Here is a 22,165-nt window from a genome sequence, read left to right on the forward strand (position 1 = left end):
CTCGTCAGCCGCGCGCGATGAAGGCGTCGATGTTCCGCGCCAGCACCACCATCGGCACGTCACCGCCCATCACCACCGCGTCGTTGAATTTGCGGAAGTCGAACTTGTTGCCGAGCGCCTGCTGCGCCTTCTTGCGCAGACGGTTGATCTCGCTGTGTCCGACCTTGTAGCCGCACGCCTGGCCCGGCCACGCGCAGTAACGATCCACTTCGCTGGTGACCTCTTCGATGCCCGAGCCGTTGGTGCGCGCAAACCATTCGATGGCCTGCTGCCGCGTCCAGCGCTTGGCGTGCAGCCCAGTGTCGACGACCAGGCGGCAGGCGCGGAAGGCGATGGATTGCAGGTAACCCAGCCGACCGAACGGATCGTTGTCGTAAACGCCCAGCTCGGAGGCGAGTTGCTCCGAGTACAGCGCCCAACCTTCGGCGAACGCATTGAATGCCAGCAAGGAACGGAACAACGGCAGCTTGAATGTATATTCGCCCTGCCACACGTGGCCCGGGATGGACTCGTGATATGTCAGCGTCGGCAACGCGTAAGTCGTCCACAGTTTGGTGGTGTGCAGGTTGATCCAGAACTTGCCCGGCACTTTGCCGTCGATCGTGCCGGCGCCGCCATACGCACCCGGCGCGCCTGGCTCAACCTCGGGCGCCATGCGCTTGATCTCGAGATTGCCTGGCACGAGCGTCGCGAACGCGCGCGGCAATCGGGTGCGAATGTCTTTCACCCGATCGTTGAGCAGCGCCATGATCTGAGCGCGGCCTTCATCGTTGTCTGGGAATTGAAAGCGCGCTTGCTTGCCGAGCGCGGTCATGCGCTCGCCCACCGTTCCTTGGGTCATGCCCTGCGCCTTGAGAATGCCGTCCATCTCGGACTGCAGAGCCCGCAGCTCTTGCTGGCCAAGCTCGTGAATCTGATCCGGGGTCATGCGCGTCGTCGTGGCCGCGCTCAGCGCCCATGCGTAGTACTCGTCACCACGCGGCAGCTTCCAAACGCCTGCGTCACTGGTCGCGCGTTTGCGATGAGCTTCCAACTCGGTGAGCTGGCGCTCGAGCGCGGGCGCGACTTTGTCCTTCGCAATCTTCGCCGCCTTGCCGGCGTAATCGCCTTGCATGTCCTTGGTCCGCTGCGCCAGGGAAGTGACCAGCGACCAATCGGCCACGTTACCGCTGCGAGCCATGCGCAGCTGATTGAGCGTCTTGTCGAGCAGGAAATCCGGCGCGATCACACCCTGAGCAGCCGCGGCTCGCAGCCGCCCGGTCTCACCATCGAGCTGCCCTGCATAGGCTTCCAGACGTGACAGATAGGCGTCCGCATCGGCCCGCGTCTCAACCGTGTGACGCGAATCGAGCATGCTCGGAATTTCGAGGAATGCGCCGGTGTTCTGCGCGACGACGTAAGGCGCGTTCCGATACGACCAGTTCTGATTGAGCGTGGAAACATCGCCATAAGGAAACTTGAAGCCTTCGGCGGCGAACTCATGCGCAGTGCGCATGACGTCCACATCGATACGAGCCGCCTCGCCGAGCGTCGAGGTATCGATGGCCTTCAAGCGTTGCAAACGTTTCGCGATCCGCTGCGCGATCGCACGCTGGCCGTCCGCCGAGCGGTCGGTCAACTTCGATTTGAGCGCGGCGCGCGCGCCGGTATCGATGCCCAAGCCCGTGGCGCTCTCGGGATAGTCGACCATCAGCTCTTCGGCCAGCTCCGCGAGCAGGGTTTCCGTCGCCTTGTCGGCGCCGGCCGCCTTGCCGCTGGTCTGGGCCAGGGCCGGCAGATTGGCGACGGCGAGCGCGGCGCCTGTTCCCACAATGAAATCGCGACGGCTGGCGGACATCGGACGGCAATCCTCCTGACAAAAGGTCGGACGCGGCGGCGAGCAACGCTGCCGGACATGGCGAGGCGAGTTAGGGAGTCGCGCCCGACGGGCCGGAATTGGAGCGGGCGACGGGTCTCGAACCCGCGACCTCAAGTTTGGGAAACTTGTGCTCTACCAACTGAGCTACACCCGCGCCCGGCCGATTCTAGGCAACCGCCGGACAATTGCCAATGACGATGTCGCCCGGGGGGCCAGCCGCAACCGGGGTGCACGCCGGGCTATACTGGCCCATCCTCCGCTCCATCCCGCCCTATCGTCCGTGGCTCTCCGATTCGATTTACGTGACCTCGAACTGTTCGTGGCCGTGGCGGACGCCGGCAGCATTGCCCGCGCCGCCGAGCGGTCGCATACCGTTGCCTCGGCGGTCAGCAAGCGGATCTCGGACCTGGAAGACAACCTTGGCGGCGCGCTGTTGCTGCGCGGAGCGAAAGGGGTGGAGCTGACGGCGGCCGGCCATGCGCTGCTGGCAAGAGCTCGCGTGCTGCTGCATCAGGCGGCCCAGCTGGACGACGAGATGCGCCGACACGCCAGTGGCGCTCGCGGCTACGTACGAATGTTTGCAAACATTTCGGCTATCGTGGAGTTTCTGCCACACGCCCTGGCCTCGTTCGCCAGTCAGCATCCCGACATTCACGTTCATCTCGAAGAGCACGTCAGCTCCGCCATCGCCACCGCGGTCGCGGACAACTCGGCCGACTTGGGCATCGTCAGCGAGCTGCCGGTCATCGACGGGTTGAGCACCGTGCCGTTTCGCAATGACGATCTGGTGGTGGTGTTGAAGCCGGACCATCCGCTGGCCGGGCGCGACTCGCTGTCATTCTCGGAACTGATCGACGAGCCCTTCGTCGGTCTGCACGCGGGCAGCTCCTTGCATCGATTGCTCACACGCGCGGCCATGGAGTCGGATCGATCGCTGAACTGGCGCGTCCAGGTCACCAGCTTCGACGCGGCCTGCGCGATGGTCGCGGCCGGGCTGGGCGTGAGCATCGTGCCGCGAGCCGCCACGACTGTGTATATCCGCTCGTTGTCGCTGGCTTCGGTGCCGCTGACCGATGCCTGGGCGCAACGGCAATTGTTTCTTTGTATTCGCACCGGGGCGCCGCTGCACTCCGCTGCCAAATTGCTTTACGACCATCTGCAGTCCCAGTTGAAGAAATGACCGAAGACCGTCCTAGCGACTCCATCTCCAGCGGGCCCTCACGCCGCACGGTGCGCAGTTTTGTGATTCGAGGTGGCCGCGCGACCGTGGCCCAACAACGCGCATTGGATGAATTGTGGCCGCGCTACGGCGTGGAATTCAGCGCGCAGCCACTCGATCTCGATCGGCTGTTCGGCCGGCGCGCCCCGCGCATGCTCGAGATCGGCTTCGGCGCGGGCGAAGCGCTGCTGGCTTTTTCCCAGGCGCATCCGGAGCTGGATTGTATCGGCGTGGAAGTTCACAAACCCGGCGTCGGTCATCTGTTGCTGGGCGCGGACACGGCCGGATTGCAAAATCTTCGCGTCATCTGCCACGACGCCGTCGAGGTGTTACAACAACAGCTGGCGCCCGGCTCCATCCAGCTGATTCATATTTTCTTTCCCGACCCCTGGCACAAGAAACGCCATCACAAGCGGCGCCTGATTCAACCCGAGTTCGTGGAGCTGCTGGCGCGCGTGCTGGCCGTGGGCGGCACGCTACGACTGGCGACGGACTGGGAACATTACGCCCTGCAAATGCGCGAAGTCCTCGACGCCTCGCCGTCGTTCGCGAACGACGCGCCGGACACGGGCTTCACCGCCCGCAACCAAGAACGTCCCTTGACCCGATTCGAACGCCGCGGCCAGCGGCTCGGACACGGCGTTTGGGATTTGAGCTATCGAAGAATCGCACGCGACCTCGCCGCTTCGTGACAGAAAAGTCACATTCGAGAATTGGCAGAAAAAAATTCACGTTGCTCCTTCGGCACCACCGGCAAAATGAAATTAACACACGTTGTGAGGGTGAATTCATAGCGTATTTGGAGCGTGCGACTTGACGCCTTGCAGAAAAAATCCTACTTGAATCCAGCGCGGCGCAGGACTAAAAGAAAGCTCGATGTCACGCGCTTTCTTTTGACGCAAGGATGCCGCCTGCAAGGACTGCTCCCTCTCTCCTGCTGGAGGATGGTCAATGACTTCGCCGAGCCCGGTCGTGGGTGATTGGTATCGCCGCTTCAACGGCGCCCTGTTTGAAGTAGTCGCGGTCGATCGTGACGACGGCACTGTGGAAGTCCAGCATTTCGACGGCACCCTGGAAGAGTTCGACCTGGAATCTTGGGAAGAACAGGATTTCGAAGAAGCGCAGGCGCCGGAGGACTGGACCGGCTCGGTGGACGTCGAGCCCGAGGACTACGAATCGGAGCGGGAGATCGCCACGGCCAGCGCCTGGGTCGATCCACTGATGAGCCTGGATCGTTCCGAAGCGTCCGGTTATTCCGAGTGGCCTTCGCCTCGGGATTTATAACCTTTCGTCGCGACTGTTCTCTCGTTTGTTTCTTATTCCGATCAGGCGCGCGGCCGATCCAGCTCCCTGATCTTGTTCCGCATGAACCACACCAGCAGCAGGCCCGGCGTGGCCAGCAGCACGCTGACCACGTAGTACATATCCCAGCCCGCCGTATCGGCCAGCCACCCAGCGGGGCCGCCGAGCACATATCGTGGCGTCAGCGCGAGCGCCGACAGCAGCGCATATTGAAAGGCGCTGTAGCGCACGTCGCACAACGCCATGATCAGCGCGACCGATGCGATGTTGCCCATGGCGCCGGCGACGTTATCGATGCTCACGGCCGCGATCATCAGCGGCCAGCTTTTGCCTGTCAGGGCCAACGCGTAGTACAGGAAGTTGGACGCGGCCTGCATCGCTCCGAAAATCAGCATCGAATTCAACAGGCCCATGCGCACCATCAGCACGCCGCCGAGAATCGCGCCGACGATGGCGCTCGCGGTGAACAGCGCCTTCAATACCAGCGCGATCTCAGTTTTGCTGAACCCCACATCCATCATGAACGGCGTGAACAGCCGTAGCGCGAAGGCGTCGCCGACCTTGAACAGGATCACCAGCGCGATGAAGGCGATGGCGCTCGGGGAGCCAAGCAGCTCTTGCAACGGCACCACCAAAGACTCTGTCAGCGTGCGCGGCGGCTGATGCTCATAGTGGGGTTCGGGCGCGAGCAACGTAGCGATACAGAACGCCGCCATGACCGCGGCAAGAATTAGAAACGCGGGCTTCCAGCCGAGAAAATCCGCTACCACCAGTGCGAACGCCGAGGCCAGCCAGGCCGACGTTCTATAACCCAGGTTATTGGCTGCCGCCGCCAGGCCACGCTCATTCGGCTGCGCCACGTCGGTACGATAGGCGTCGAACGCGATGTCCTGCGTCGCCGAGAAAAACACGATCGCCACGGCGCATATGGCGATGGGTGTGAGCGAGACCGCAGGGTTTTGCAACGCGAACAGGCCAATCGCCACCGCGAGGGCCAACTGCGTCAGCGCGATCCAACCTCGTCGACGACCGAGCAGCGGCAACGGAAAACGATCGATGGCGGGCGCCCAGAGGAACTTGAACAAATAAGGCAGCGCCACGTACGAAAGAATGCCGATGGTGGTGTTGGTCGCCCCGCTGTCCTTCAGCCAGGCCTGCAACGCGCTCTCGGTGATCTGATTGGGAAAGCCCGAGGCCGCGCCCAACACCATGATGGCGACCATCTTCGGACTGGCCAGAATGTCGCGCCACCGCGGTTTCTGCGCCGGAGTCGCCTGGGTCGTGCTCGCTGCCACTGTGCTCATGGCGGCCGATTATAGAGAAGGCTTGGCCCATGGCCGCGCCTGCGAGCTCGGATCGCGCGAAATCAGGCCGAATCTGGTCCGAAGTCGAGCAGAAATCGACTACCATCGCCGCGTTCCCTCATTCAGCGTTTGTGACATGCGTGCCTTCATCGACCTGTGCCTGCAGCTCGGCGTGCTGCGCTTCGGCGAGTTCAAGCTCAAATCGGGCCGCGTCAGCCCGTACTTTTTCAACGCGGGCCTGTTCAACTCGGGGCGGGCGCTGGCCGAACTGGGCCGCGCCTATGCGCAGGCGGTCGCGGGCGCCGGCGTTCAGTTCGATGTGATCTTCGGCCCGGCCTACAAAGGGATTCCGCTGGTGGCCACGACAGCAGTGGCGCTCGCAGACCGGCATGGCCGCGATGTGCCTTGGGCATTCAATCGCAAGGAGGCGAAGGATCACGGGGAAGGCGGCAACATCGTCGGCGCGCCGCTGCGGGGCCGGGTGCTGATCGTCGACGACGTGATCACGGCCGGGACCGCGATTCGCGAAGCCACCGACATCATTCGCGGGGCCGGAGCCACGCCGGTGGGCGTCATTCTCGCTTTGGACCGGCAAGAGCGCGGGCAGAGCCGGCTGTCGGCGGTCCAGGAAGTGGAACAAACATTGCAGCTCCCCGTGACCAGCATCCTGCGACTGGCGGATCTCATCGACTACCTGCGGCAATCCGGGGACGCGGCGCAACTGGCGGCAATCGAGCGTTATCGCAACGAATATGGCGTGTGACCAAAAGTGTCCAAAGTTGACGTCACACGGACGCCTTACGGCAGAATACGACCACTCACCTCAGGGGAAAATTGCACACCGATGCGCGTGATTCGCATACTGACAATCGTCGCTGCGACATTTGCATCGGGCGCTGTGCTTGCCGCGCAAAGCAAGAACAAAAGCAACGCCTCCGACGAGGCGTACTTCCGCTGCAGGGACGTCAAGGGACAATCCCTGTACGGCGACAGCATGCCGTCTGGCTGTCAGGGCCAGGACACCGAAGTGCTCAACGGTCACGGCATGGTGCTCCGGGTCATCGAGGGCGATCAGACACGCGCCGCCCGGATCTCACGCGAAGTCGCCGAAGCCAAGGAACGCAGGCAGCGCCAGGAACGCGAACAGCGCGATCGCATGCTGATCGAGACTTACGAGAACGTGGCCGATATCGAGCGGCTGCGCGATCAACGCATCGAGCTGCTGGTCGCCCAACGCCGCGTAACCGAGCTGACCATCGCGAACATGCGGGAACGGCAAAGCCGTCTCGAATCGCAAGTCGCGCGCTTCAAACCTTACAGCAACAAGCCGAACGCGCCAGCCCTGCCCGACCACCTCGCCGAGGACATGGTCAACACGGTGAAGAGTCTGCAGGTCTATGAAGCGTCGCTGGAGAAGAACCTGGCCGAGCAGGCCGACGTGAAGTCGACCTTCACGGCCGACATCAAGCGGTTCAAGGAACTGAAGGGAATCAAATAGTCGAAAGGGCCTCGGCCGCTTTCGACCAGATAAACACGTTAGCCTCGGCCGGAGCTGCCGAAGCCGCCCGCGCCGCGCTCGGTCGCGGCGAACTCATTTACCACGTCGAACTCCACCTGCACCACCGGCACCACCACCAGCTGCGCGATGCGCTCGCCGGGTTGAATGGCGAACGTGCTCTGCCCGCGGTTCCAGCACGAAACAAAGATCTGCCCCTGGTAATCCGAGTCGATCAACCCGACCAGATTGCCGAGCACGATGCCGTGCTTGTGACCGAGACCCGAGCGCGGCAGCACGATGGCTGCGTACGCAGGATCCTGCAGATAAATCGCGATGCCCGAAGGAATGAGCTGCGTATCGCCGGGCTTCAACTCCAGCGGCGCGTCGATGCAGGCGCGCAGGTCCACACCCGCGGAACCTGACGTCGCATATTGCGGCAAGGGATAGTCGCGACCGATGCGAGCATCGAGCACACGAATCTGCAGGCGACGGCGCGTATCGGCGCCGGACATTCCATCAGCGGGCATGAGCTAACGTGGGCGTGGCAGCTGGAGTTTGCGTTTCTGTTGGCTGAGCGCCGCGCGCGCGATAACGCTGCGCGATCAGCTCGACCAGCTGGCGCGCCAGAGCGGCTTTGCTGGTCATCGACAATTCCTGTTTGCCGCCTTGCCAGTAGACGGTGAGCGCGTTCTCGTCCTTGTCGAACGCCAGCCCGTCGCCGACTTTGTTGGCGGCGATCATGTCGAGGTTCTTGTTGGTGAGCTTGATCAGCGCGTTGCGCTCCACGTGCTCGGTCTCGGCCGCGAAGCCGACGAGGAAGGGACGCGACTCACCGCGAGATACCGTGGCCAGTACGTCCGGTGCGCGCGCCAGCGCGAGATTCAATGTGTCGCTGGTTTTCTTGATCTTCTCGCATGCGATTTCTCGACAGCGATAATCGGAGACCGCCGCGGCCGCGATGAAAATATCCGCGCCGACGACGTTACTTTGAACCGCGCTCAACATTTGTTCGGCGCTTTCCACGTCGACGCGGTCGACGCCGCGAGGCGTGGGAATTTGCACTGGACCGCTCACGAGCACGACGGTCGCGCCCGCTTCGCGAGCGGCTTCGGCGACGGCATAACCCATCTTGCCCGAGCTGCGATTGCTGATGAATCGCACCGGATCGATCTTCTCCCGCGTCGGACCGGCCGTGACCACGACCTTCAAACCTTGCAGCGGGCCAGCGCCGCCGCGCGTGGTGAAAATCTCAGCGGCGATCTGCGTCGGTTCGAGCATGCGACCCACACCAACTTCACCGCATGCTTGTTCGCCACTCGCAGGGCCGAGCACTCGCACGCCGCGCTCTTTCAATGTGCGTACGTTGGCTTGAGTTGCGGGGTTCGCCCACATCTGACGGTTCATCGCGGGAGCCACCGTGATCGGCGCAGTGGTCGCGAGACACAGCGTCGTCAGCAGGTCGTCTGCGAAACCATGCGTGAGCTTCGCGAGGAAATCGGCCGTGGCGGGAGCAATCACAATCTCATCCGCCCAGCGTGCGAGCTCGATGTGACCCATCGCCGCTTCGCCGCTCTCGTCCCATAAATCGTCGCGCACCGGCTTGCCCGACACCGCCTGAAAGGTCAGCGCCGTGACGAATTGCTGAGCGCCACGTGACATGACGACCTGGACTTCGGCGCCCTGCTCGATCAAGCGGCGCACCAGATCCGGGCTCTTGTAGGCCGCGATTCCGCCCGTGACACCCAGAACGATTTTGCGAGGCTGCGAGCTCATGGACGAGATTATGGGGGCGGCCCGAGGGCCCGGCAAACCTCGCCGGCGCATACAGGCATTCCGCGCGGGAATGGGTCTCCGCCCGCCTGCACAGCGCAACTTAGGCGCTAAAGAGGCTACTTCCGTCGCTAACAGGCCGCCATTTCGCTCACATCCCGATACTTGCCGCGGCCGCCGCGATCCGCATTGGCGCCTTGGGCCGTTCGTACATCCGTTTCATATATGAAAGGAGCGTCGGGCACCGGTCGAGCAGTTGGACTTCGTTGCCCCAGTCCAGGGTGTAGGCGAGCACGAAATCGCCGACCGTCACATGGTCTCCAACCACGAACTCGCGGCCGCGCATGTGCTGTTCCATGACGGCCGCCATCTCCCGGAATTCGCGGCTGGCGATCTCGATGTCCGCCGGGCTCCGCTGCTCCTCGGGATAAAGGAACGTGTGCCGCGCAATGCGCCACAGCGGCTGTTCCAGTTCCGTCGCCGTGAACAGGAGCCAGCGATTGAGCTGGGCACGCAACTTCGGATCGGTCGGCACAAAGCGCTTCTCGGGATATTTCTCGGCGAGATAAAGGACGATTGCCACCGATTCCGTCAGCACGACATCGCCGTCCACCAGCGTCGGGAGCTTGCCGGCGGGATTGAGCCGGAGGTACTCGGGCGTCTGTCCTTGCCCGGCCAGCAAGTTGACCGTGATCGCCTCGAAATCGACACCCAGCTCCTGCAAGGTCCAGCGGGCCCGAATCGAGCGGGTGGGAGCAAATTCGTACAGCTTCATTGCGCGTCTCCTCCAAGATTGCTCAAAGGACGTCCGCGGCCCGCCCCCTCCGACACGCCGGCGATATAACGCAAGCTCCGCTCCAAAGCGCCCGGGCTCGGCGTATAACCCAAGCCCGATGCCGGGAGAGCACTCATTTCTCGACAAACCGAGCCGCATTTGCCTCGAAGCCGCCCCGGCCCAGTCGCAGAGTGATGGACCCAGCCACCCCGGAGACAAGGATGTCCATACGCGACTGGCCGGAAAGCGATCGGCCCAGGGAGAAACTGTTAAAGGTGGGTGCGTCGGCCCTGAGCGAGGCTGAGTTGCTCGCCATCCTCCTCGGCACTGGAGTGCGCGGGCGGAACGCGCTGGATCTGGCGCGGGATCTGCTCGCCGACTTCGGATCTCTGCGGACCTTCCTCACGGCCGATCGCGCGCAAGTCTGTAAGACGCGCGGCTTCGGAACGGCGCGATACGTGGTGCTGCAGGCCGCGCTGGAGCTGACGCGCCGACACTATCAAGAACTGATGAAGGTGGGCTCGGCCCTGCAGAACCCGGAGGCAACCCGCGAGTTCGTGCTATTCCGGCTGCGAGACCTGCCGTATGAAGTGTTTTGCTGCCTGCTGCTGGACAGCCGTTTTCGGGTCATCGGCTTCGAGGAGCTGTTCCGCGGCACCATCGACGGCGCGATCGTTCATCCGCGGGAGGTGCTTCGGTTGGCCCTGTCGCGGAACGCCGCCGCGCTAATCCTGGTGCATAACCACCCGTCCGGAATCGCGGAACCCAGCGCGGAGGACCGTAAAATTACGGTGCGGCTCAGGGATGCCCTGGCCCTGGTGGACATCCGGGTGCTGGACCATCTGGTGGTCGGCGACGGGGTCTGCGAGTCCTTTGTGGAGCGTGGCTGGCTGTAAAAAAGGACCGACTGGGCGCTTTCGGGCATTTTCGGGGCCCGGACGACTTCCCTAAGCCGCCGCCGGCTGGTATAAAGCGCGACTCGTTTTCGGGCCCCCGGCCCGCGTGCCCAATGTGTTATTGAACCTTTGCGCCCGCGCCGCCCCAACCAGGAAATCCGCCATGTCCAGAGTCTGTCAGATCACCGGCAAAGGGCCGATGACCGGCAACACCGTGTCACACGCCAACAACAAGCGTCGCCGCCGCTTCCTCCCCAACCTGCACGTGCAGCGTTTCTGGGTCGAGAGCGAGCGCCGCTTCGTCAGCCTGCGCGTGTCGACCCGCGGCCTGCGCACCATTGAAAAGAAGGGCATCGAGACCGTCGTTGCCGAACTGCGCGCCAAAGGCGTCGCGGTCTAACGAGTAGGAGCCTCAAGCCATGCGCGAAAAGATCAAGCTCGTGTCCACGGCCGGCACCGGCCACTACTACACCACCACCAAGAACAAGCGCCTGCATCCGGACAAGATGGAAGTGCGCAAGTTCGACCCGAAGGCCCGCAAGCACGTGGCCTACAAGGAAGCCAAGATCAAGTAAGAGAGCTTGCCCGCTGGCGGCGGGCCGCTTTTCTGCTCAAAGGCCCACTTCGGTGGGCCTTTTGCTTTTCCGGGCTCAAATAAAAAGCCCGCCTTTCGGCGGGCTCTTCCGTCGGCGGTCAGGCCGACGCCTGGAGATCAGGCAGGCTGCATGGAATAGCTGCGCAAAGTGTTGGCGAAGTCCTGCAGCACCTTGATACGGCTGGCTTCGGCCTGGGCGATCAGTTCCTTCAGGTGCTGAATGAGCTTTTCGTTGCTCATGTTCGCGCCACTCCACATCACCGCCAGGCGCTCGCGGAATTCGTGCACGGTCTTGAGCGTCTGGTTGGACGCCAGCACTTCGCTCAATCGTGAACGGGCGTTCGAATCCAGTAAGCCCGGCTCACGCACCAGCAGCTTGCGAACGCGGCCACTCAGCTTGCCGCCAGCGGCGCGGAGCTCTTCCTTGAAGACAGGCAAAGTCACATTGCGCGTGTAATCACGCAGCACGTGCATGCGATTCACGATCACGGCGCGGACATTTTCCAGATCGATCTGCACGCGCGGCTCGACCTTTATCGGTTCCGGCGCCGTGCGCAGAACGCGAGCCAGGCCCAGCGCTTTGAAGATGCGGATGTAGAGCCAGCCGATATCGAATTCCCAGCGCCGTACCGAGAACTTCGCCGAGCTGGGGAACGCATGATGATTGTTGTGCAGTTCCTCGCCCGCCAGCAGGAAGCCCCACGGCATCACGTTGCGGGCGGCGTCCGCACATTCGAAGTTGCGATAGCCATAGTAGTGGCCGAGGCCATTGACCACGCCGGCGGCGAGCAACGGGTTGGCCATGAGCTGCGCCGCCATGATGATGATGCCGGGAATACCGAACAGCACCAGATCGGTGACGATCAGCAGCACGATGCCCATGTTCCGATACTTGGAATAGACGTTGCGCTCCATCCAGTCGTCAGGCGTGCCGCGACCGAACTTCTCGCGCACTTCCGGATCGCGCGCCGCCGCCTGATAGAGCTCGGCGCCTTCCAGCAAAACCTTTTTCAAGCCGACGATGACCGGGCTGTGCGGATCTTCCGGCGTCTCGCAGCGGGCGTGGTGCTTGCGATGCACGGCCACCCACTCCTTGGTGATGATGCCGGAGGTCATCCATAGCCAGAAACGAAAGAAATGACGCAAGGCCGGGTGCAGGTCGAGGCTGCGATGCGTGGCGTCCCGGTGCAGGTACAACGTCACGCCCATGAAAGTGACCTGGATCAACAGGAAGGTCACCAGCACGTAGCCCCAGAAGCTCAGGTTCAAGACGCCGTATAGAAAATCTAGGTTCACGGGTGCCCCTGCACGGACGCAAAAACTTATAGGATTAGGGAAAAATCGTCGCCGGCCGACTATAACGGAGCCCGAAAGCCCCCACAAATGAGCCGTTCCCTTAAGCCGCGACGTTGCAGCGGCCTACTTTGAACCTGGAGCGGCCGCTTTCAATGGGCGGAAGCCACGAGGCTACCGATTGAACAGAAGTCATGCCTGAACTGCCTGAAGTCGAAACCACCCGTCGCGGCATCGAGTCCTCGGTCGTCGGACATGTCATCAAGAAAGTGATCGTGCGCGAGCCGCGTTTGCGCTGGCGCGTGCCGCGCCAGTTGCCGGAACTGGCTGCCGGCCAACGCGTGTGTCGGCTACGCAGGCGCGCGAAGTATCTGGTGTTCGATCTCGAGCGCGGCAGCATGATCCTGCACCTCGGTATGTCGGGCAGTTTGCGCGTGCTCCCGAGCAGTACGCCGCCATCGATGCACGATCACGTCGACATCGTCATGGATACGGGCCTGTGCCTGCGGTTCAACGATCCACGGCGGTTCGGCAGTCTGCTGTGGGCAGACGGGGATCCGTTAGAGCACAAGCTACTGAAATCGCTCGCGCCGGAGCCGCTCTCGGAGGATTTCGATGGCGAGTACCTGGCGCGCGCGGCCAAAGGTCGCAGTGTCGCGATCAAGCAGCTGATCATGAATGGCCAGGTCGTCGTTGGCGTGGGCAACATTTACGCGAGCGAGGCGCTGTTCCGAGCCGGCGTGCGGCCGCGCCGCGCTGCGGGGCGGCTGAAGCGGCCCGAATTCGATGCGTTGGTGAAAGCGATCAAGGATGTGCTCGGGGATGCGATTCGCGCGGGCGGTACGACGCTGCGCGACTACATCAATCCCGAGGGCAACCCGGGATACTTTCGCCAGAAGCTGTACGTGTATGAGCGCACCAAGGATCCGTGCCGGGTGTGCAAGACGCCGATCAAACATTTCGTGCAGGGACAGCGGTCGACGTACTTTTGTCCGCAGTGTCAGAAGTAGGAGGCTTGCGTCCCTGACGGGACGCCGCATTCAGATTTGATTTAGGCCGCGCCTTCGGCGCGGCCTATGAAGGGCCAGAAAGGCGTCGAGGTCGACGCGACCTCAATACACGACGCCGACACCTACGCCGCGAGGGTCGGAGACGGCTTTGACTTCGCCGGTTTTGTAATCCCACGTCACGATCTGCATGTTGCCGGGCTGGCGGGATTCGCGAAGGTTGTGACCGTATTGTTTCAGCGTCGCCTGCTCGGCTTCGCTGAGCGCGCCGGGCTCGAACGAGAGCACGTCGGGCATGTATTGATGGTGATAGCGACCTTTCTTCACCAGCTCTTCCGTCGGCATACCGTGGAGCCAATCGAGCGTGGCCAGCAACACCATGCCCATGATGTAACTCCCTCCGGGCGTGCCGAGCACCATCACGCCGTCCGGGCGCTCGACGAACGTCGGCGTCATGCTGGACAGCGGTCGCTTGCCTGGCGCGATGGAATTCGCCTCCGCGCCCACCAGACGAAAACCGTTGGGCACGCCGGGCTTGGCGACGAAATCGTCCATTTCGTTGTTCAACAGGATCCCGACGCCGGGCACCATCAACCCAGAGCCGAAGAAGAAATTGATCGACATGGTGCCGGCGACGCGATTGCCATCGGCGTCGATGATGGAAAAGTGCGTGGTCTGCGTTCCGGGCGGCGGCGCGGTGATACCGGGCAACGTATCGCTGGGCGTCGCGCGATCCATGCGAATCGAGGCGCGCTGACCGGCCGCGTAATACGGACTCAGCAACTGCTCGACCGGCATCGTCACAAAATCCGGATCGCCAAAATACTGCGCGCGATCGCGATGTACACGACGCGCCGCCTCGACTACCAGATGCACGCGCGTCGCGTTGTCGAGCTTCTTCAGATCGTAGCCGGAGAGAATGTTCATCGCGTCGATCAAGGCAATGCCGCCCGAAGACGGCGGCGGCGCGCTGATGATGCGAGCGCCGTGATATTCGCCGTACACCGGCTTGCGCTCTTTGACCTGATAGTCGGCGAGATCCTGCAGCGACCAAATGCCGCCCATTTTCTTCACGCCGTCGACCAGCTGTCTGGCGATCGGTCCTTCGTAGAAGCCATCAGCGCCGCGCTCGGCGAGCGCGGTCAGCGTCTTGGCGAGTTCGGGTTGTTTGATGATGTACCCGACCTCGGGCACCTCACCCTTGTTCAAAAATACTTTCGCCGCCGCACCAGCATTGAACGTATCCCGCTTGGCCACGATGCCACCGCGCAAGCGCGTGTTGAGTGGAAAGCCATCGCGCGCCAGGCGAATCGCCGGCTGAAGCACCGTCTTGAACGGCAGCTTGCCGTAAGTCTTGGAAATATATTCGAAGCCCGCGGGTTCGCCAGGAATGCCCGCCGCCAGCGCTGTCGAAGTGGAGCGACCTTTGACGACATTCCCCTGCTCGTCGAGAAACATATCGTGAGTCGCGGCACGCGGCGCGACTTCACGCGCATCCACCATCGTCTCAAAACCATCCGACGCGCGATGTAACAACCAGAAGCCGCCACCACCGAGCCCCGAGCTGCTCGGCTCGACCACGGCGAGCGCCGCACTCACTGCCACCGCTGCATCGAAAGCATTGCCGCCCTGACGGAGAATCTCCATGCCCGCCTCGCTCGCCAGCTGATGCGCGCTCGCGATGCCCGCCTTACCGGGCCGTTGCGGCTGGTCGGCAAGCGCCGTCAGCGGCAATACAAACAAAGCGACGATCAGAACGCGGATGCGGAGCAGCGGTATCACTTTCATGGGATCTCGAGCGCTCGCTATGTTACGAGCGCGACAAACAAAGGAAGGCTATTGCGCTCGGCGCTTGGCCCAGGCGCGTTGCAAGGCAGCCTCGACCTTGGGATGCACGAACTGCGCGACGTTGCCGCCCAGGCTGGCGATTTCGCGGACCAGCGTCGAGGAGATGAAGTTGAATTGTTCCGTGGGCGTCAGGAACACATAGTCCACCTTATCCGACAGATGCCGGCTCATGGTGGCGAGCTGAAACTCGAACTCGAAATCGGACACCGCTCGCAGGCCGCGCACCACCACGCTCAAGCCGTGCTGACGCGCGAACTCGACGGTGAGGCCCGAATAACCGGTCACCTCGACATTGGGAATATCGTGCAGCACCTCGCGCGCGAGCTCGACGCGTTCATCGAGGGTGAACAGGGGCGCCTTATTCGGATTGGCCGCGATCGCGACCACGACCCGATCGAAAATGCCGGCGGCCCGACGCACCAGGTCGTAGTGGCCATTGGTGATCGGATCGAAGGTGCCGGGATACATGGCGCCGGTCATGGCAAAACCTCTTCAGCGGAAGCAACAGTGGTCGCGCGCAGCAGATGATAGCCGACCTGCCCTGCCTGCTTGGAACGATACACCGTCCAGCCGGCTGACAGCGGTGGCAGCGGCGTATCAGCCGGACACTCGACGTAAATATGCGCCGAAGGCGCCAGCCAGCCGTGCGGCAACCTGGCGAACACCGTCTGTAACAGCGTTGAAGCAAACGGCGGATCGAGAAAGATCACGTCGAACGGCTGGGGCTCGCGCTCCAGAAAGCGCACCGAATCTTCGGTCTTGACCGTCGCGCCGGTAGCGCCCAACCGCTGCAATGTCTGGGTCAGATGCCGCCCGACCTGCGGTTCCCGATCGACGAAAGTGACCGCCGCCGCGCCTCGCGACAGCGCTTCGATGCCCAGCGCGCCACTGCCGGCGAATAGATCGAGGCAGCGAGCACCGACGATCGGCGACTGTAACCAGTTGAATAACGTCTCCCGGACCCGATCCGGCGACGGCCGGATCGCGGCGATGTCGGGAATGTCGATTTTCATGCCACGCCAGCGCCCGCCCACGATGCGCAGCCGGTTGGGCAGCCCCCTGGAGCTGGATGAGGAGGTGGATTTGCCGACCGGGCGGCGATTGCTGGGAGCTCTGGCCATGCGCGCGGCGGATGATACCGCCGGCGAGCGCCCCCGTTGCTGTTAGAATTGCGCGCTCCGCTCGCGAAGTACTCGATCCCAACAAGCCAACGCCCGTAATGTTCGGTTTCAAGAACAAGCCACCCGCCCCGACCCCGCCGCCTGCCGCCGAATCGAGCGAAGGCAACCTGTTCCAGCGCCTGCGCGCCAAGTTGAACAAGGGCGACTCGTGGCTGACTTACGACCTGGCCAACCTGATCCCGGGCGGCAAGATCGACGAGAACGTGCTCGAAGAGCTCGAGATGCGCCTCATCACCGCCGACGTGGGCGTGGAGACGAGCGAGCGCATTCTCACGGCGCTGCGTAAGAAAGTGGCGCGCAACGAGCTCGCCAATCTCGACGCCTTGCTCGACGCACTACGCGAGCAGCTCATGGACATCGTCCGGCCCGTGCAGGGCCAGATGGTGATCGACAGCAAATACATTCCGTTCGTCGTGCTGGTGGTCGGCGTCAACGGCGCCGGCAAGACCACGACCATCGGCAAGCTCGCGCGCATCATCAAAGCGGCCGACATGAAAGTGATGCTCGCCGCCGGCGACACATTCCGCGCCGCTGCGGTCGAACAGCTGCAGGTATGGGGTCAGCGCAACGACGTTCCCGTGGTCGCGCAGGCCACCGGTGCGGATCCCGCGGCCGTCGCATTCGACGCTCTGCAGTCCGCGCAGGCACGCAAGTTCGACGTGCTGATCGCGGACACCGCGGGTCGTCTGCACACCCAGTCGAACCTGATGGACGAGCTCAAGAAGGTGAAGCGCGTGATGGGTCGAATCGATCCGAGCGCGCCGCATGAAGTGTTACTGGTGCTCGACGCAAGCCAGGGCCAGAACGCGCTCCAGCAAGCCAAGCTGTTTCACGAAGCGCTGGGCGTGACGGGCGTGGTGCTCACCAAGCTGGACGGCACCGCCAAGGGCGGCATCGTGTTCGCCATCGCCAGCGAATTGAAACTGCCCATCCGTTATCTGGGCGTTGGCGAAAGCGTCGAGGATTTCGTCGGCTTCGAAGCCGCGGCGTTCGTCGATGCCCTGCTCAAACGTGACTAACAAGTTTTCCATCGGCCGCGAACCGACTCACGAACCATGAAACTCAACACGTGCCACCCCAGGTACAGGGATGTGCCCGACGCCGCAGGCGGCGAGCGCAGGGGGAAAAGCCGCGCCTTTTCACCTCTGCGCCACAGCGCGAGTGGCAGGATGCCCGAGTCGCTGTTTCTAACAAGCGCGTCCGAATGATTCGCTTCGACCACGTTTTCAAACGTTATCCCAATGGCCGCGAGGCGCTCAGCGATCTTTCCCTGGAGATCGAGAGCGGCGAGATCGTGTTTCTCACCGGTCATTCCGGCGCGGGCAAATCCAGCCTGTTGAAGCTCATCTCGCTGATCGAGCGGCCCTCGCGCGGCCAGCTCATCGTCAACGGCCAGAACGTCAACGGCGTGAAGCGCTCCAAGGTGCCCGCCTTCCGCCGGCAGATCGGCATGGTGTTTCAGGATCACAAGCTGCTGCACGATCGCACCATCTTCGACAACGTCGCGCTGCCGCTGATCATCGCGGGCATCGGCACCAAGGAGATCGGTAAACGCGTGCGCGCCGCGCTCGATCAGGTGGGCTTGCTCGGTCGTGAGAACAGCGTGCCACTGGAACTCTCGACGGGCGAGCAACAACGTGTCGGCATCGCGCGCGCGGTGGTGAGCAAGCCGCCGGTGCTAATCGCCGACGAGCCCACCGGCAATCTCGATCCCGAGCTGTCGCTCGAAGTGATGAACATCTTCCGCCGCTTCAACGAAGTCGGCGTCACGGTGCTGGTCGCGAGCCACGACTTGTATCTGCTCGAGCATTTCCCCGTGCGTCGCGTGCGACTGGAAGGCGGTCGTATCGTCGACGACAGCCCGGCCGGCGTCAGCGATGGCGAAAAACTCGTCGATCCCGCCAAGTTCATGACCGGCTCCGAGGGAGCGATGCGATGAGTGCCTGGCTGACGCGGCATGCGCAAACATCCATCGGTTCGCTCGGGCGCCTGTCACAACAGAAACTCGCGACGCTGCTGACCGTGCTGGTCATCGGCATCGCGCTCGCTCTGCCGGCGTGCCTGCACTTGCTGATCAGCAATGCGCAGAACGCGACCGGGAACTGGAATCGAGCGGTGGACCTGACGGTATTTCTGAAGCGCCCCACCTCCGCCGAAGAGGCGACGCGCACCGCCGATCGCATCCGCAAGCGTCGAGATGTCGGCAACGTGGAGCTGATCACCGCGGACGCCGCGCTGAAAGATTTCCGACGCGATTCGGGTTTCGGCCCGGCGATCGATGCGCTGAACGACAATCCGTTGCCGCATACCCTGGTCGTGACTCCAGCAGCCGAGTTCACGACGGCGGCGAATCTCGACAGCCTCGCCGCAGACCTGCGGGGCATGCCGTCGGTCGAGGTCGTTCAGCTCGATACGGCGTGGGTGAACCGACTCAATGCCATTCTCGACACTGTGCGACGTGGCTTGGTGGTCGCGGCCGCTCTGCTCGCACTCGGAGTCATGGTGATCGTCGGCAACACCATCCGTCTGGACATTCAGAATCGCCGCGCCGAGATCGAAGTGACCAAGCTGGTCGGCGGCAGCGACGCCTTCGTGCGTCGGCCGTTCCTGTACAACGGCATCTGGTACGGGCTGGGCGGCGGCATCACCGCCTGGATCATTACTCTCGCGGTGACCGGCATTCTCCGGGACCCCATCGGACGACTCGCCGGCCTGTACGGCAGCGCCTTCCAACTCGGCGGCCTGGATCCCAAGGCCACCCTGATCCTGCTCGGCAGCGGGATCGTTCTGGGCTGGCTGGGGTCTTACCTCGCGGCCAGCCGCCATCTCCGGGCCATCGAGCCCACCTGACGGTTCCCATTGGGCATGCTCGGTCACGGCTTTCGTGACTGAGGTTCACGGGCTGGCTGCGGTGCAAAATACGTCAGCAAGATCAACGGTTTAGCTAGGGGCAAACCGTTAGGAACATATGGTCGCCTCTGGAACTTCCAAGGCGACTTAGCACTCAAACTTCGCGATTGCTAAACTTCTGCCCACTTACTGGAGGGGAATCTTCGACATGACAACTGCGCTTGTTCGCTCAAGCACGGATCTCGCCACCAGTCCTTACATGATGTTGGCTGGCCCGGTCGGCAGCCTCGACTCTTACATCGAGCGCGTGTCGCGCATTCCGGTGCTGTCCCGAGAAGAGGAGCTGGATCTGGCCCGTCGTCTGCGTAATGACGAGGACCTCGATGCCGCTCGCCAATTGGTTCTGTCACACCTGCGCTTCGTGGTCCATATCGCCCGCGGTTACAGCGGCTATGGCCTGCCGGTCGGCGACCTGATTCAGGAAGGCAATGTCGGCCTGATGAAGGCGGTGAAGCGGTTCGACCCGGATGTCGGTGTGCGACTGGTGTCGTTCGCCGTGCACTGGATTCGCGCCGAAATCCACGAGTATGTGCTGCGTAACTGGCGGCTGGTGAAAATCGCCACCACCAAGGCGCAGCGCAAGCTGTTCTTCAACCTGCGCAAGTTCAAGAAGAACCTGGGCTGGCTGACGGACGTGGAAACCCGGCAGATCGCCAGCGACCTCGGCGTGAGCACCGCCGAAGTGACCGACATGGAGCAGCGGTTGAGCTCGCGCGACCTGTCCTTCGATCCGGCCCCGGACGCGGACGAAGAGGATGGCGCGTATTCGCCGTCGGCCTATCTGCCGCACCCCGAAGCCGATCCGTCGGTGGCCGTGGAACGCGAGCAGTGGGACGAGGACACGGCGGAACGACTGTCTCAGGCCCTGGAAACGCTCGACGAGCGCAGCCAGCACATCCTGCGCAGCCGTTGGATGCAGGACGAGAAGTCGACCCTGCACGAGCTCGCCGACAAGTACGGCGTGTCCGCGGAGCGTATTCGCCAGATCGAGGCGAATGCGATCAAGAAACTGCGTGGCCTGGTGGCCGATGCCGCATGATGGGTAACGGACTGATGTAACTTTTATGGACCCAGTAAACCAAAGGGCCGGACTCGTGAAGAGCCCGGCCCTTTTTCTTTGCGGTCATCTCATAACGCCGCCAGTTTTTTTCTCCCCTGCGGGGAGCTGCTTCCACAGGAGCAGATCCGCCGGCCCGACTCTTCCGAGCCGGCGTGAAGGAGCAACTAAATAATTACGGCGGCGTTATGCTCAGCCCTTTGTGATTGGCACGATCGTCATCTCGACGCGACGGTTCTGCGCGCGACCCGATTCAGTGTCATTGGACGCGATGGGATGCGACTCACCCGCACCGACCGTGAGCAAGCGCTGGTCGACGATGCCCTGGCCGGTCAGGTAGCTCGCCACCGCCGACGCGCGGCGCTGTGACAGCTGCTGGTTGTACTGATCGCTGCCCGTGCTGTCGGTGTGACCGGCCACTTCGATGACCGTCTTGTTGTATTCCTTCAGCACCATCGCCACGCCGCCCAGCGCGTTATAGAAACCTGAATTCAGGTCCGCGCTGTTGGTCGCGAACGTGATGCTGCTCGGCATGTTCAACGTGATGTTGTCACCCACGCGCGTGACGCTCACGCCCGTGCCTTCGAGCTTCTGGCGCAGCTTCGCTTCCTGCACGTCCATGTAATAACCCACGCCGCCGCCGGCCAGCGCGCCCACGCCCGCGCCGATCAGCGCGTTCTCGAGCTTGTCGCCTTTCGTCAGCAAGCCAGCCACCGCGCCAACCGCGGCGCCGATGCCTGCGCCTTTGACAGCTTTGCTGGTTTGCGTCTCGCGCGTGTACGGATTGACGGTGGTGCAGCCAGCCGTCAAGCAGGCCACGACGATGCCGACACCGGCGAGTTTGGAAAAACGATCGACCATAGGGGTTCCTCTCCGCTGAAAAATTCGCGCGGCACTATGCACCGGCGCGTCAGTCCGTCATCAGCCTGGAAAAAACGGACTGAACCTCGACTGAATCCGTGAGTCTTGCGCGGGCCCGCGTATCGAAACTAGTAAGGGATTCGCAGTTTTCGATAGATGAAGCTGAGCAACCATAGCGGACCGATCATCAAAAACTGAATGTCTTTGAAAAACGACGGTCGCTTGCCTTCGACATGATGTCCGATGAACTGACCGATCCAGGCCACCACGAACAACGCGAGGCACACGCTCCACAACGGCCACGGCAGACTTTGCAAGCCGACGATGGACAGCATCACCAGCCCGACGAACAACGCCATGCCCACCGCGAGCGACCAGGACATGACGAGGTAGTAGGCGACGCCCGCGAACAGAAACAGCGAGCCCCAGTTCAACAGCGGCGAGATTTCCTGCCAGGCCTGCGGCGTGGGCAGCGACCATAACAGCCCGATCAGGCTGACCACGATGATGGGCACGCAAATCCAGTGCAACGTCTTGTTGGTAGCGTTGCGATGACTCTCGCCATATTCCTGCAACCACTGCTCCACGGTGCGCATCGGCTCCCCCTTTGCTCGACGTGATTTTTGTTCGCGATCCGTACGGGCGCACACGCTACCCCGGTCGGTCGCCACCGACAAGAATTGTAGGCTCGCCTCGCAGCACTGCGCGTCGGAAACGCTCACGAGCCAGGAAATTCAGGCGTTTTGCGATTTTGTTAGCGCTCTCGGCCCGCCGCCGGGACACCACCGACG

At 62.7% G+C, this 22,165-nt stretch carries 24 protein-coding genes and 1 tRNA gene; 13 read left to right on the top strand and 12 right to left on the bottom strand.

Annotation, left to right across the window (positions count from 1 at the left end):
• Positions 1 to 4: 4 nt before the first annotated feature.
• Both VGD45_RS09905 and VGD45_RS09910 read right to left on the bottom strand, forming a co-directional pair.
• Positions 5 to 1,837 carry a DUF885 domain-containing protein gene (locus VGD45_RS09905; protein ID WP_331155131.1) on the bottom strand — a complete coding sequence of 611 codons (1,833 nt, stop codon included), beginning with the start codon at positions 1,835 to 1,837 and terminating at the stop codon, positions 5 to 7.
• A 99-nt stretch (positions 1,838 to 1,936) separates the two neighbouring features.
• A tRNA-Gly gene (locus VGD45_RS09910) sits at positions 1,937 to 2,012 on the bottom strand.
• A gap of 126 nt (positions 2,013 to 2,138) precedes the next feature.
• Between VGD45_RS09910 and VGD45_RS09915 the strand changes: the two genes are divergently transcribed.
• The 3 genes from VGD45_RS09915 to VGD45_RS09925 all read left to right on the top strand — a co-directional run bounded on the left by VGD45_RS09915 (position 2,139) and on the right by VGD45_RS09925 (position 4,361).
• Positions 2,139 to 3,038 (top strand): LysR family transcriptional regulator, encoded by a 900-nt coding sequence (locus tag VGD45_RS09915; protein WP_331155132.1) that lies wholly within the window; start codon positions 2,139 to 2,141, stop codon positions 3,036 to 3,038.
• Positions 3,035 to 3,769: a tRNA (guanosine(46)-N7)-methyltransferase TrmB gene (gene trmB / locus VGD45_RS09920; protein ID WP_331155133.1), complete on the top strand. Its 735-nt coding sequence runs from the start codon at positions 3,035 to 3,037 to the stop codon at positions 3,767 to 3,769. Before VGD45_RS09915 ends, trmB begins: the two co-directional genes overlap by 4 nt.
• Before the next feature lie 259 nt (positions 3,770 to 4,028).
• On the top strand, positions 4,029 to 4,361 hold the full coding sequence (locus VGD45_RS09925; protein WP_331155134.1) for a DUF6763 family protein: 333 nt from the start codon (positions 4,029 to 4,031) through the stop codon (positions 4,359 to 4,361).
• Positions 4,362 to 4,402: 41 nt separating this feature from the next.
• Here VGD45_RS09925 and VGD45_RS09930 read toward each other — a convergent pair whose 3' ends face one another.
• Entirely contained in the window at positions 4,403 to 5,683 is a 1,281-nt protein-coding gene (locus VGD45_RS09930; RefSeq protein ID WP_331155135.1) for an AmpG family muropeptide MFS transporter, read from the bottom strand.
• Between the two features lie 136 nt (positions 5,684 to 5,819).
• Here VGD45_RS09930 and pyrE point away from each other — a divergent pair, with 136 nt between their 5' ends.
• Both pyrE and VGD45_RS09940 read left to right on the top strand, forming a co-directional pair.
• Positions 5,820 to 6,446 (top strand): orotate phosphoribosyltransferase, encoded by a 627-nt coding sequence (gene pyrE / locus VGD45_RS09935; RefSeq protein ID WP_331155136.1) that lies wholly within the window; start codon positions 5,820 to 5,822, stop codon positions 6,444 to 6,446.
• 231 nt (positions 6,447 to 6,677) lie between these two features.
• The gene (locus tag VGD45_RS09940) at positions 6,678 to 7,181 is read left to right on the top strand and encodes a hypothetical protein (protein ID WP_331155137.1); all 504 of its coding nucleotides are present in this window, start codon (positions 6,678 to 6,680) and stop codon (positions 7,179 to 7,181) included.
• A 38-nt stretch (positions 7,182 to 7,219) separates the two neighbouring features.
• Here the strand turns inward: VGD45_RS09940 and dut are convergent, their stop codons facing one another.
• From dut to VGD45_RS09955, 3 genes are all read right to left on the bottom strand, one after another.
• Positions 7,220 to 7,708: a dUTP diphosphatase gene (gene dut / locus VGD45_RS09945; protein ID WP_331155138.1), complete on the bottom strand. Its 489-nt coding sequence runs from the start codon at positions 7,706 to 7,708 to the stop codon at positions 7,220 to 7,222.
• A complete protein-coding gene (gene coaBC, locus VGD45_RS09950; protein ID WP_331155139.1) occupies positions 7,698 to 8,954 on the bottom strand; it encodes a bifunctional phosphopantothenoylcysteine decarboxylase/phosphopantothenate--cysteine ligase CoaBC in 1,257 nt (418 codons plus the stop codon). The genes dut and coaBC overlap by 11 nt, the downstream gene beginning before the upstream one ends.
• Positions 8,955 to 9,102: 148 nt before the next feature.
• On the bottom strand, positions 9,103 to 9,726 hold the full coding sequence (locus tag VGD45_RS09955) for a glutathione S-transferase family protein (protein ID WP_331155140.1): 624 nt from the start codon (positions 9,724 to 9,726) through the stop codon (positions 9,103 to 9,105).
• Between the two features lie 221 nt (positions 9,727 to 9,947).
• Here VGD45_RS09955 and radC point away from each other — a divergent pair, with 221 nt between their 5' ends.
• The 3 genes from radC (at position 9,948) to rpmG (ending at position 11,197) form a co-directional block, all read left to right on the top strand.
• Complete coding sequence (gene radC, locus VGD45_RS09960) at positions 9,948 to 10,622, top strand: RadC family protein (protein ID WP_331155141.1); 675 nt, start codon at positions 9,948 to 9,950, stop codon at positions 10,620 to 10,622.
• A 163-nt stretch (positions 10,623 to 10,785) separates the two neighbouring features.
• Entirely contained in the window at positions 10,786 to 11,022 is a 237-nt protein-coding gene (gene rpmB / locus VGD45_RS09965) for a 50S ribosomal protein L28 (RefSeq protein WP_331155142.1), read from the top strand.
• Positions 11,023 to 11,041: 19 nt separating this feature from the next.
• A complete protein-coding gene (gene rpmG / locus VGD45_RS09970) occupies positions 11,042 to 11,197 on the top strand; it encodes a 50S ribosomal protein L33 (RefSeq protein WP_129641833.1) in 156 nt (51 codons plus the stop codon).
• Positions 11,198 to 11,334: 137 nt separating this feature from the next.
• Here the strand turns inward: rpmG and VGD45_RS09975 are convergent, their stop codons facing one another.
• Complete coding sequence (locus VGD45_RS09975; RefSeq protein WP_331155143.1) at positions 11,335 to 12,513, bottom strand: DesA family fatty acid desaturase; 1,179 nt, start codon at positions 12,511 to 12,513, stop codon at positions 11,335 to 11,337.
• A 191-nt stretch (positions 12,514 to 12,704) separates the two neighbouring features.
• On the opposite strand from VGD45_RS09975, the gene mutM reads away from it, so the two are divergent.
• Positions 12,705 to 13,520: a bifunctional DNA-formamidopyrimidine glycosylase/DNA-(apurinic or apyrimidinic site) lyase gene (mutM, locus tag VGD45_RS09980; protein WP_331155144.1), complete on the top strand. Its 816-nt coding sequence runs from the start codon at positions 12,705 to 12,707 to the stop codon at positions 13,518 to 13,520.
• A 102-nt stretch (positions 13,521 to 13,622) separates the two neighbouring features.
• Here the strand turns inward: mutM and ggt are convergent, their stop codons facing one another.
• Genes ggt through rsmD form a run of 3 tightly spaced genes read right to left on the bottom strand, consistent with a single transcriptional unit; the run spans position 13,623 to position 16,486 of the window.
• Positions 13,623 to 15,305 (bottom strand): gamma-glutamyltransferase, encoded by a 1,683-nt coding sequence (ggt, locus tag VGD45_RS09985; RefSeq protein ID WP_331155145.1) that lies wholly within the window; start codon positions 15,303 to 15,305, stop codon positions 13,623 to 13,625.
• A gap of 48 nt (positions 15,306 to 15,353) precedes the next feature.
• Positions 15,354 to 15,845 (bottom strand): pantetheine-phosphate adenylyltransferase, encoded by a 492-nt coding sequence (coaD, locus tag VGD45_RS09990; RefSeq protein ID WP_331155146.1) that lies wholly within the window; start codon positions 15,843 to 15,845, stop codon positions 15,354 to 15,356.
• Entirely contained in the window at positions 15,842 to 16,486 is a 645-nt protein-coding gene (gene rsmD / locus VGD45_RS09995; protein WP_331155147.1) for a 16S rRNA (guanine(966)-N(2))-methyltransferase RsmD, read from the bottom strand. Before rsmD ends, coaD begins: the two co-directional genes overlap by 4 nt.
• 98 nt (positions 16,487 to 16,584) lie before the next feature.
• On the opposite strand from rsmD, the gene ftsY reads away from it, so the two are divergent.
• From ftsY to rpoH, 4 genes are all read left to right on the top strand, one after another.
• Positions 16,585 to 17,565: a signal recognition particle-docking protein FtsY gene (gene ftsY / locus VGD45_RS10000; RefSeq protein WP_331155148.1), complete on the top strand. Its 981-nt coding sequence runs from the start codon at positions 16,585 to 16,587 to the stop codon at positions 17,563 to 17,565.
• Between the two features lie 185 nt (positions 17,566 to 17,750).
• Positions 17,751 to 18,485: a cell division ATP-binding protein FtsE gene (gene ftsE / locus VGD45_RS10005; RefSeq protein ID WP_349263245.1), complete on the top strand. Its 735-nt coding sequence runs from the start codon at positions 17,751 to 17,753 to the stop codon at positions 18,483 to 18,485.
• Positions 18,482 to 19,396, top strand: a complete 915-nt coding sequence (gene ftsX, locus VGD45_RS10010; RefSeq protein WP_331155149.1) for a permease-like cell division protein FtsX — start codon at positions 18,482 to 18,484, stop codon at positions 19,394 to 19,396. Before ftsE ends, ftsX begins: the two co-directional genes overlap by 4 nt.
• A gap of 259 nt (positions 19,397 to 19,655) precedes the next feature.
• Positions 19,656 to 20,495 (top strand): RNA polymerase sigma factor RpoH, encoded by an 840-nt coding sequence (rpoH, locus tag VGD45_RS10015; RefSeq protein ID WP_331155226.1) that lies wholly within the window; start codon positions 19,656 to 19,658, stop codon positions 20,493 to 20,495.
• Between the two features lie 210 nt (positions 20,496 to 20,705).
• On the opposite strand, the gene VGD45_RS10020 is transcribed toward rpoH, so the two are convergent.
• Positions 20,706 to 21,374 carry an OmpA family protein gene (locus tag VGD45_RS10020; protein WP_331155150.1) on the bottom strand — a complete coding sequence of 223 codons (669 nt, stop codon included), beginning with the start codon at positions 21,372 to 21,374 and terminating at the stop codon, positions 20,706 to 20,708.
• Positions 21,375 to 21,502: 128 nt separating this feature from the next.
• On the bottom strand, positions 21,503 to 21,970 hold the full coding sequence (locus tag VGD45_RS10025; protein ID WP_331155151.1) for a DUF962 domain-containing protein: 468 nt from the start codon (positions 21,968 to 21,970) through the stop codon (positions 21,503 to 21,505).
• Between the last annotated feature and the right edge of the window lie 195 nt (positions 21,971 to 22,165).

Origin of the sequence: Steroidobacter sp. (genome assembly GCF_036402275.1) — a bacterium.
Classification (GTDB): Bacteria; Pseudomonadota; Gammaproteobacteria; order Steroidobacterales; family Steroidobacteraceae; genus Steroidobacter.

What these genes read in the sequence shown, in the direction of transcription:
- VGD45_RS09905 (WP_331155131.1), bottom strand. Translation starts at nt 1,837, where the DNA reads ATGTCCGCCAGCCGTCGCGATTTCATTGTGGGAACAGGCGCCGCGCTC.
- trmB (WP_331155133.1), top strand. Translation starts at nt 3,035, where the DNA reads ATGACCGAAGACCGTCCTAGCGACTCCATCTCCAGCGGGCCCTCACGC.
- VGD45_RS09925 (WP_331155134.1), top strand. Translation starts at nt 4,029, where the DNA reads ATGACTTCGCCGAGCCCGGTCGTGGGTGATTGGTATCGCCGCTTCAAC.
- VGD45_RS09930 (WP_331155135.1), bottom strand. Translation starts at nt 5,683, where the DNA reads ATGAGCACAGTGGCAGCGAGCACGACCCAGGCGACTCCGGCGCAGAAA.
- pyrE (WP_331155136.1), top strand. Translation starts at nt 5,820, where the DNA reads ATGCGTGCCTTCATCGACCTGTGCCTGCAGCTCGGCGTGCTGCGCTTC.
- VGD45_RS09940 (WP_331155137.1), top strand. Translation starts at nt 6,678, where the DNA reads ATGCCGTCTGGCTGTCAGGGCCAGGACACCGAAGTGCTCAACGGTCAC.
- dut (WP_331155138.1), bottom strand. Translation starts at nt 7,708, where the DNA reads ATGCCCGCTGATGGAATGTCCGGCGCCGATACGCGCCGTCGCCTGCAG.
- coaBC (WP_331155139.1), bottom strand. Translation starts at nt 8,954, where the DNA reads ATGAGCTCGCAGCCTCGCAAAATCGTTCTGGGTGTCACGGGCGGAATC.
- VGD45_RS09955 (WP_331155140.1), bottom strand. Translation starts at nt 9,726, where the DNA reads ATGAAGCTGTACGAATTTGCTCCCACCCGCTCGATTCGGGCCCGCTGG.
- radC (WP_331155141.1), top strand. Translation starts at nt 9,948, where the DNA reads ATGTCCATACGCGACTGGCCGGAAAGCGATCGGCCCAGGGAGAAACTG.
- rpmB (WP_331155142.1), top strand. Translation starts at nt 10,786, where the DNA reads ATGTCCAGAGTCTGTCAGATCACCGGCAAAGGGCCGATGACCGGCAAC.
- rpmG (WP_129641833.1), top strand. Translation starts at nt 11,042, where the DNA reads ATGCGCGAAAAGATCAAGCTCGTGTCCACGGCCGGCACCGGCCACTAC.
- mutM (WP_331155144.1), top strand. Translation starts at nt 12,705, where the DNA reads ATGCCTGAACTGCCTGAAGTCGAAACCACCCGTCGCGGCATCGAGTCC.
- ggt (WP_331155145.1), bottom strand. Translation starts at nt 15,305, where the DNA reads ATGAAAGTGATACCGCTGCTCCGCATCCGCGTTCTGATCGTCGCTTTG.
- coaD (WP_331155146.1), bottom strand. Translation starts at nt 15,845, where the DNA reads ATGACCGGCGCCATGTATCCCGGCACCTTCGATCCGATCACCAATGGC.
- rsmD (WP_331155147.1), bottom strand. Translation starts at nt 16,486, where the DNA reads ATGGCCAGAGCTCCCAGCAATCGCCGCCCGGTCGGCAAATCCACCTCC.
- ftsY (WP_331155148.1), top strand. Translation starts at nt 16,585, where the DNA reads ATGTTCGGTTTCAAGAACAAGCCACCCGCCCCGACCCCGCCGCCTGCC.
- ftsE (WP_349263245.1), top strand. Translation starts at nt 17,751, where the DNA reads ATGATTCGCTTCGACCACGTTTTCAAACGTTATCCCAATGGCCGCGAG.
- ftsX (WP_331155149.1), top strand. Translation starts at nt 18,482, where the DNA reads ATGAGTGCCTGGCTGACGCGGCATGCGCAAACATCCATCGGTTCGCTC.
- rpoH (WP_331155226.1), top strand. Translation starts at nt 19,656, where the DNA reads ATGATGTTGGCTGGCCCGGTCGGCAGCCTCGACTCTTACATCGAGCGC.
- VGD45_RS10020 (WP_331155150.1), bottom strand. Translation starts at nt 21,374, where the DNA reads ATGGTCGATCGTTTTTCCAAACTCGCCGGTGTCGGCATCGTCGTGGCC.
- VGD45_RS10025 (WP_331155151.1), bottom strand. Translation starts at nt 21,970, where the DNA reads ATGCGCACCGTGGAGCAGTGGTTGCAGGAATATGGCGAGAGTCATCGC.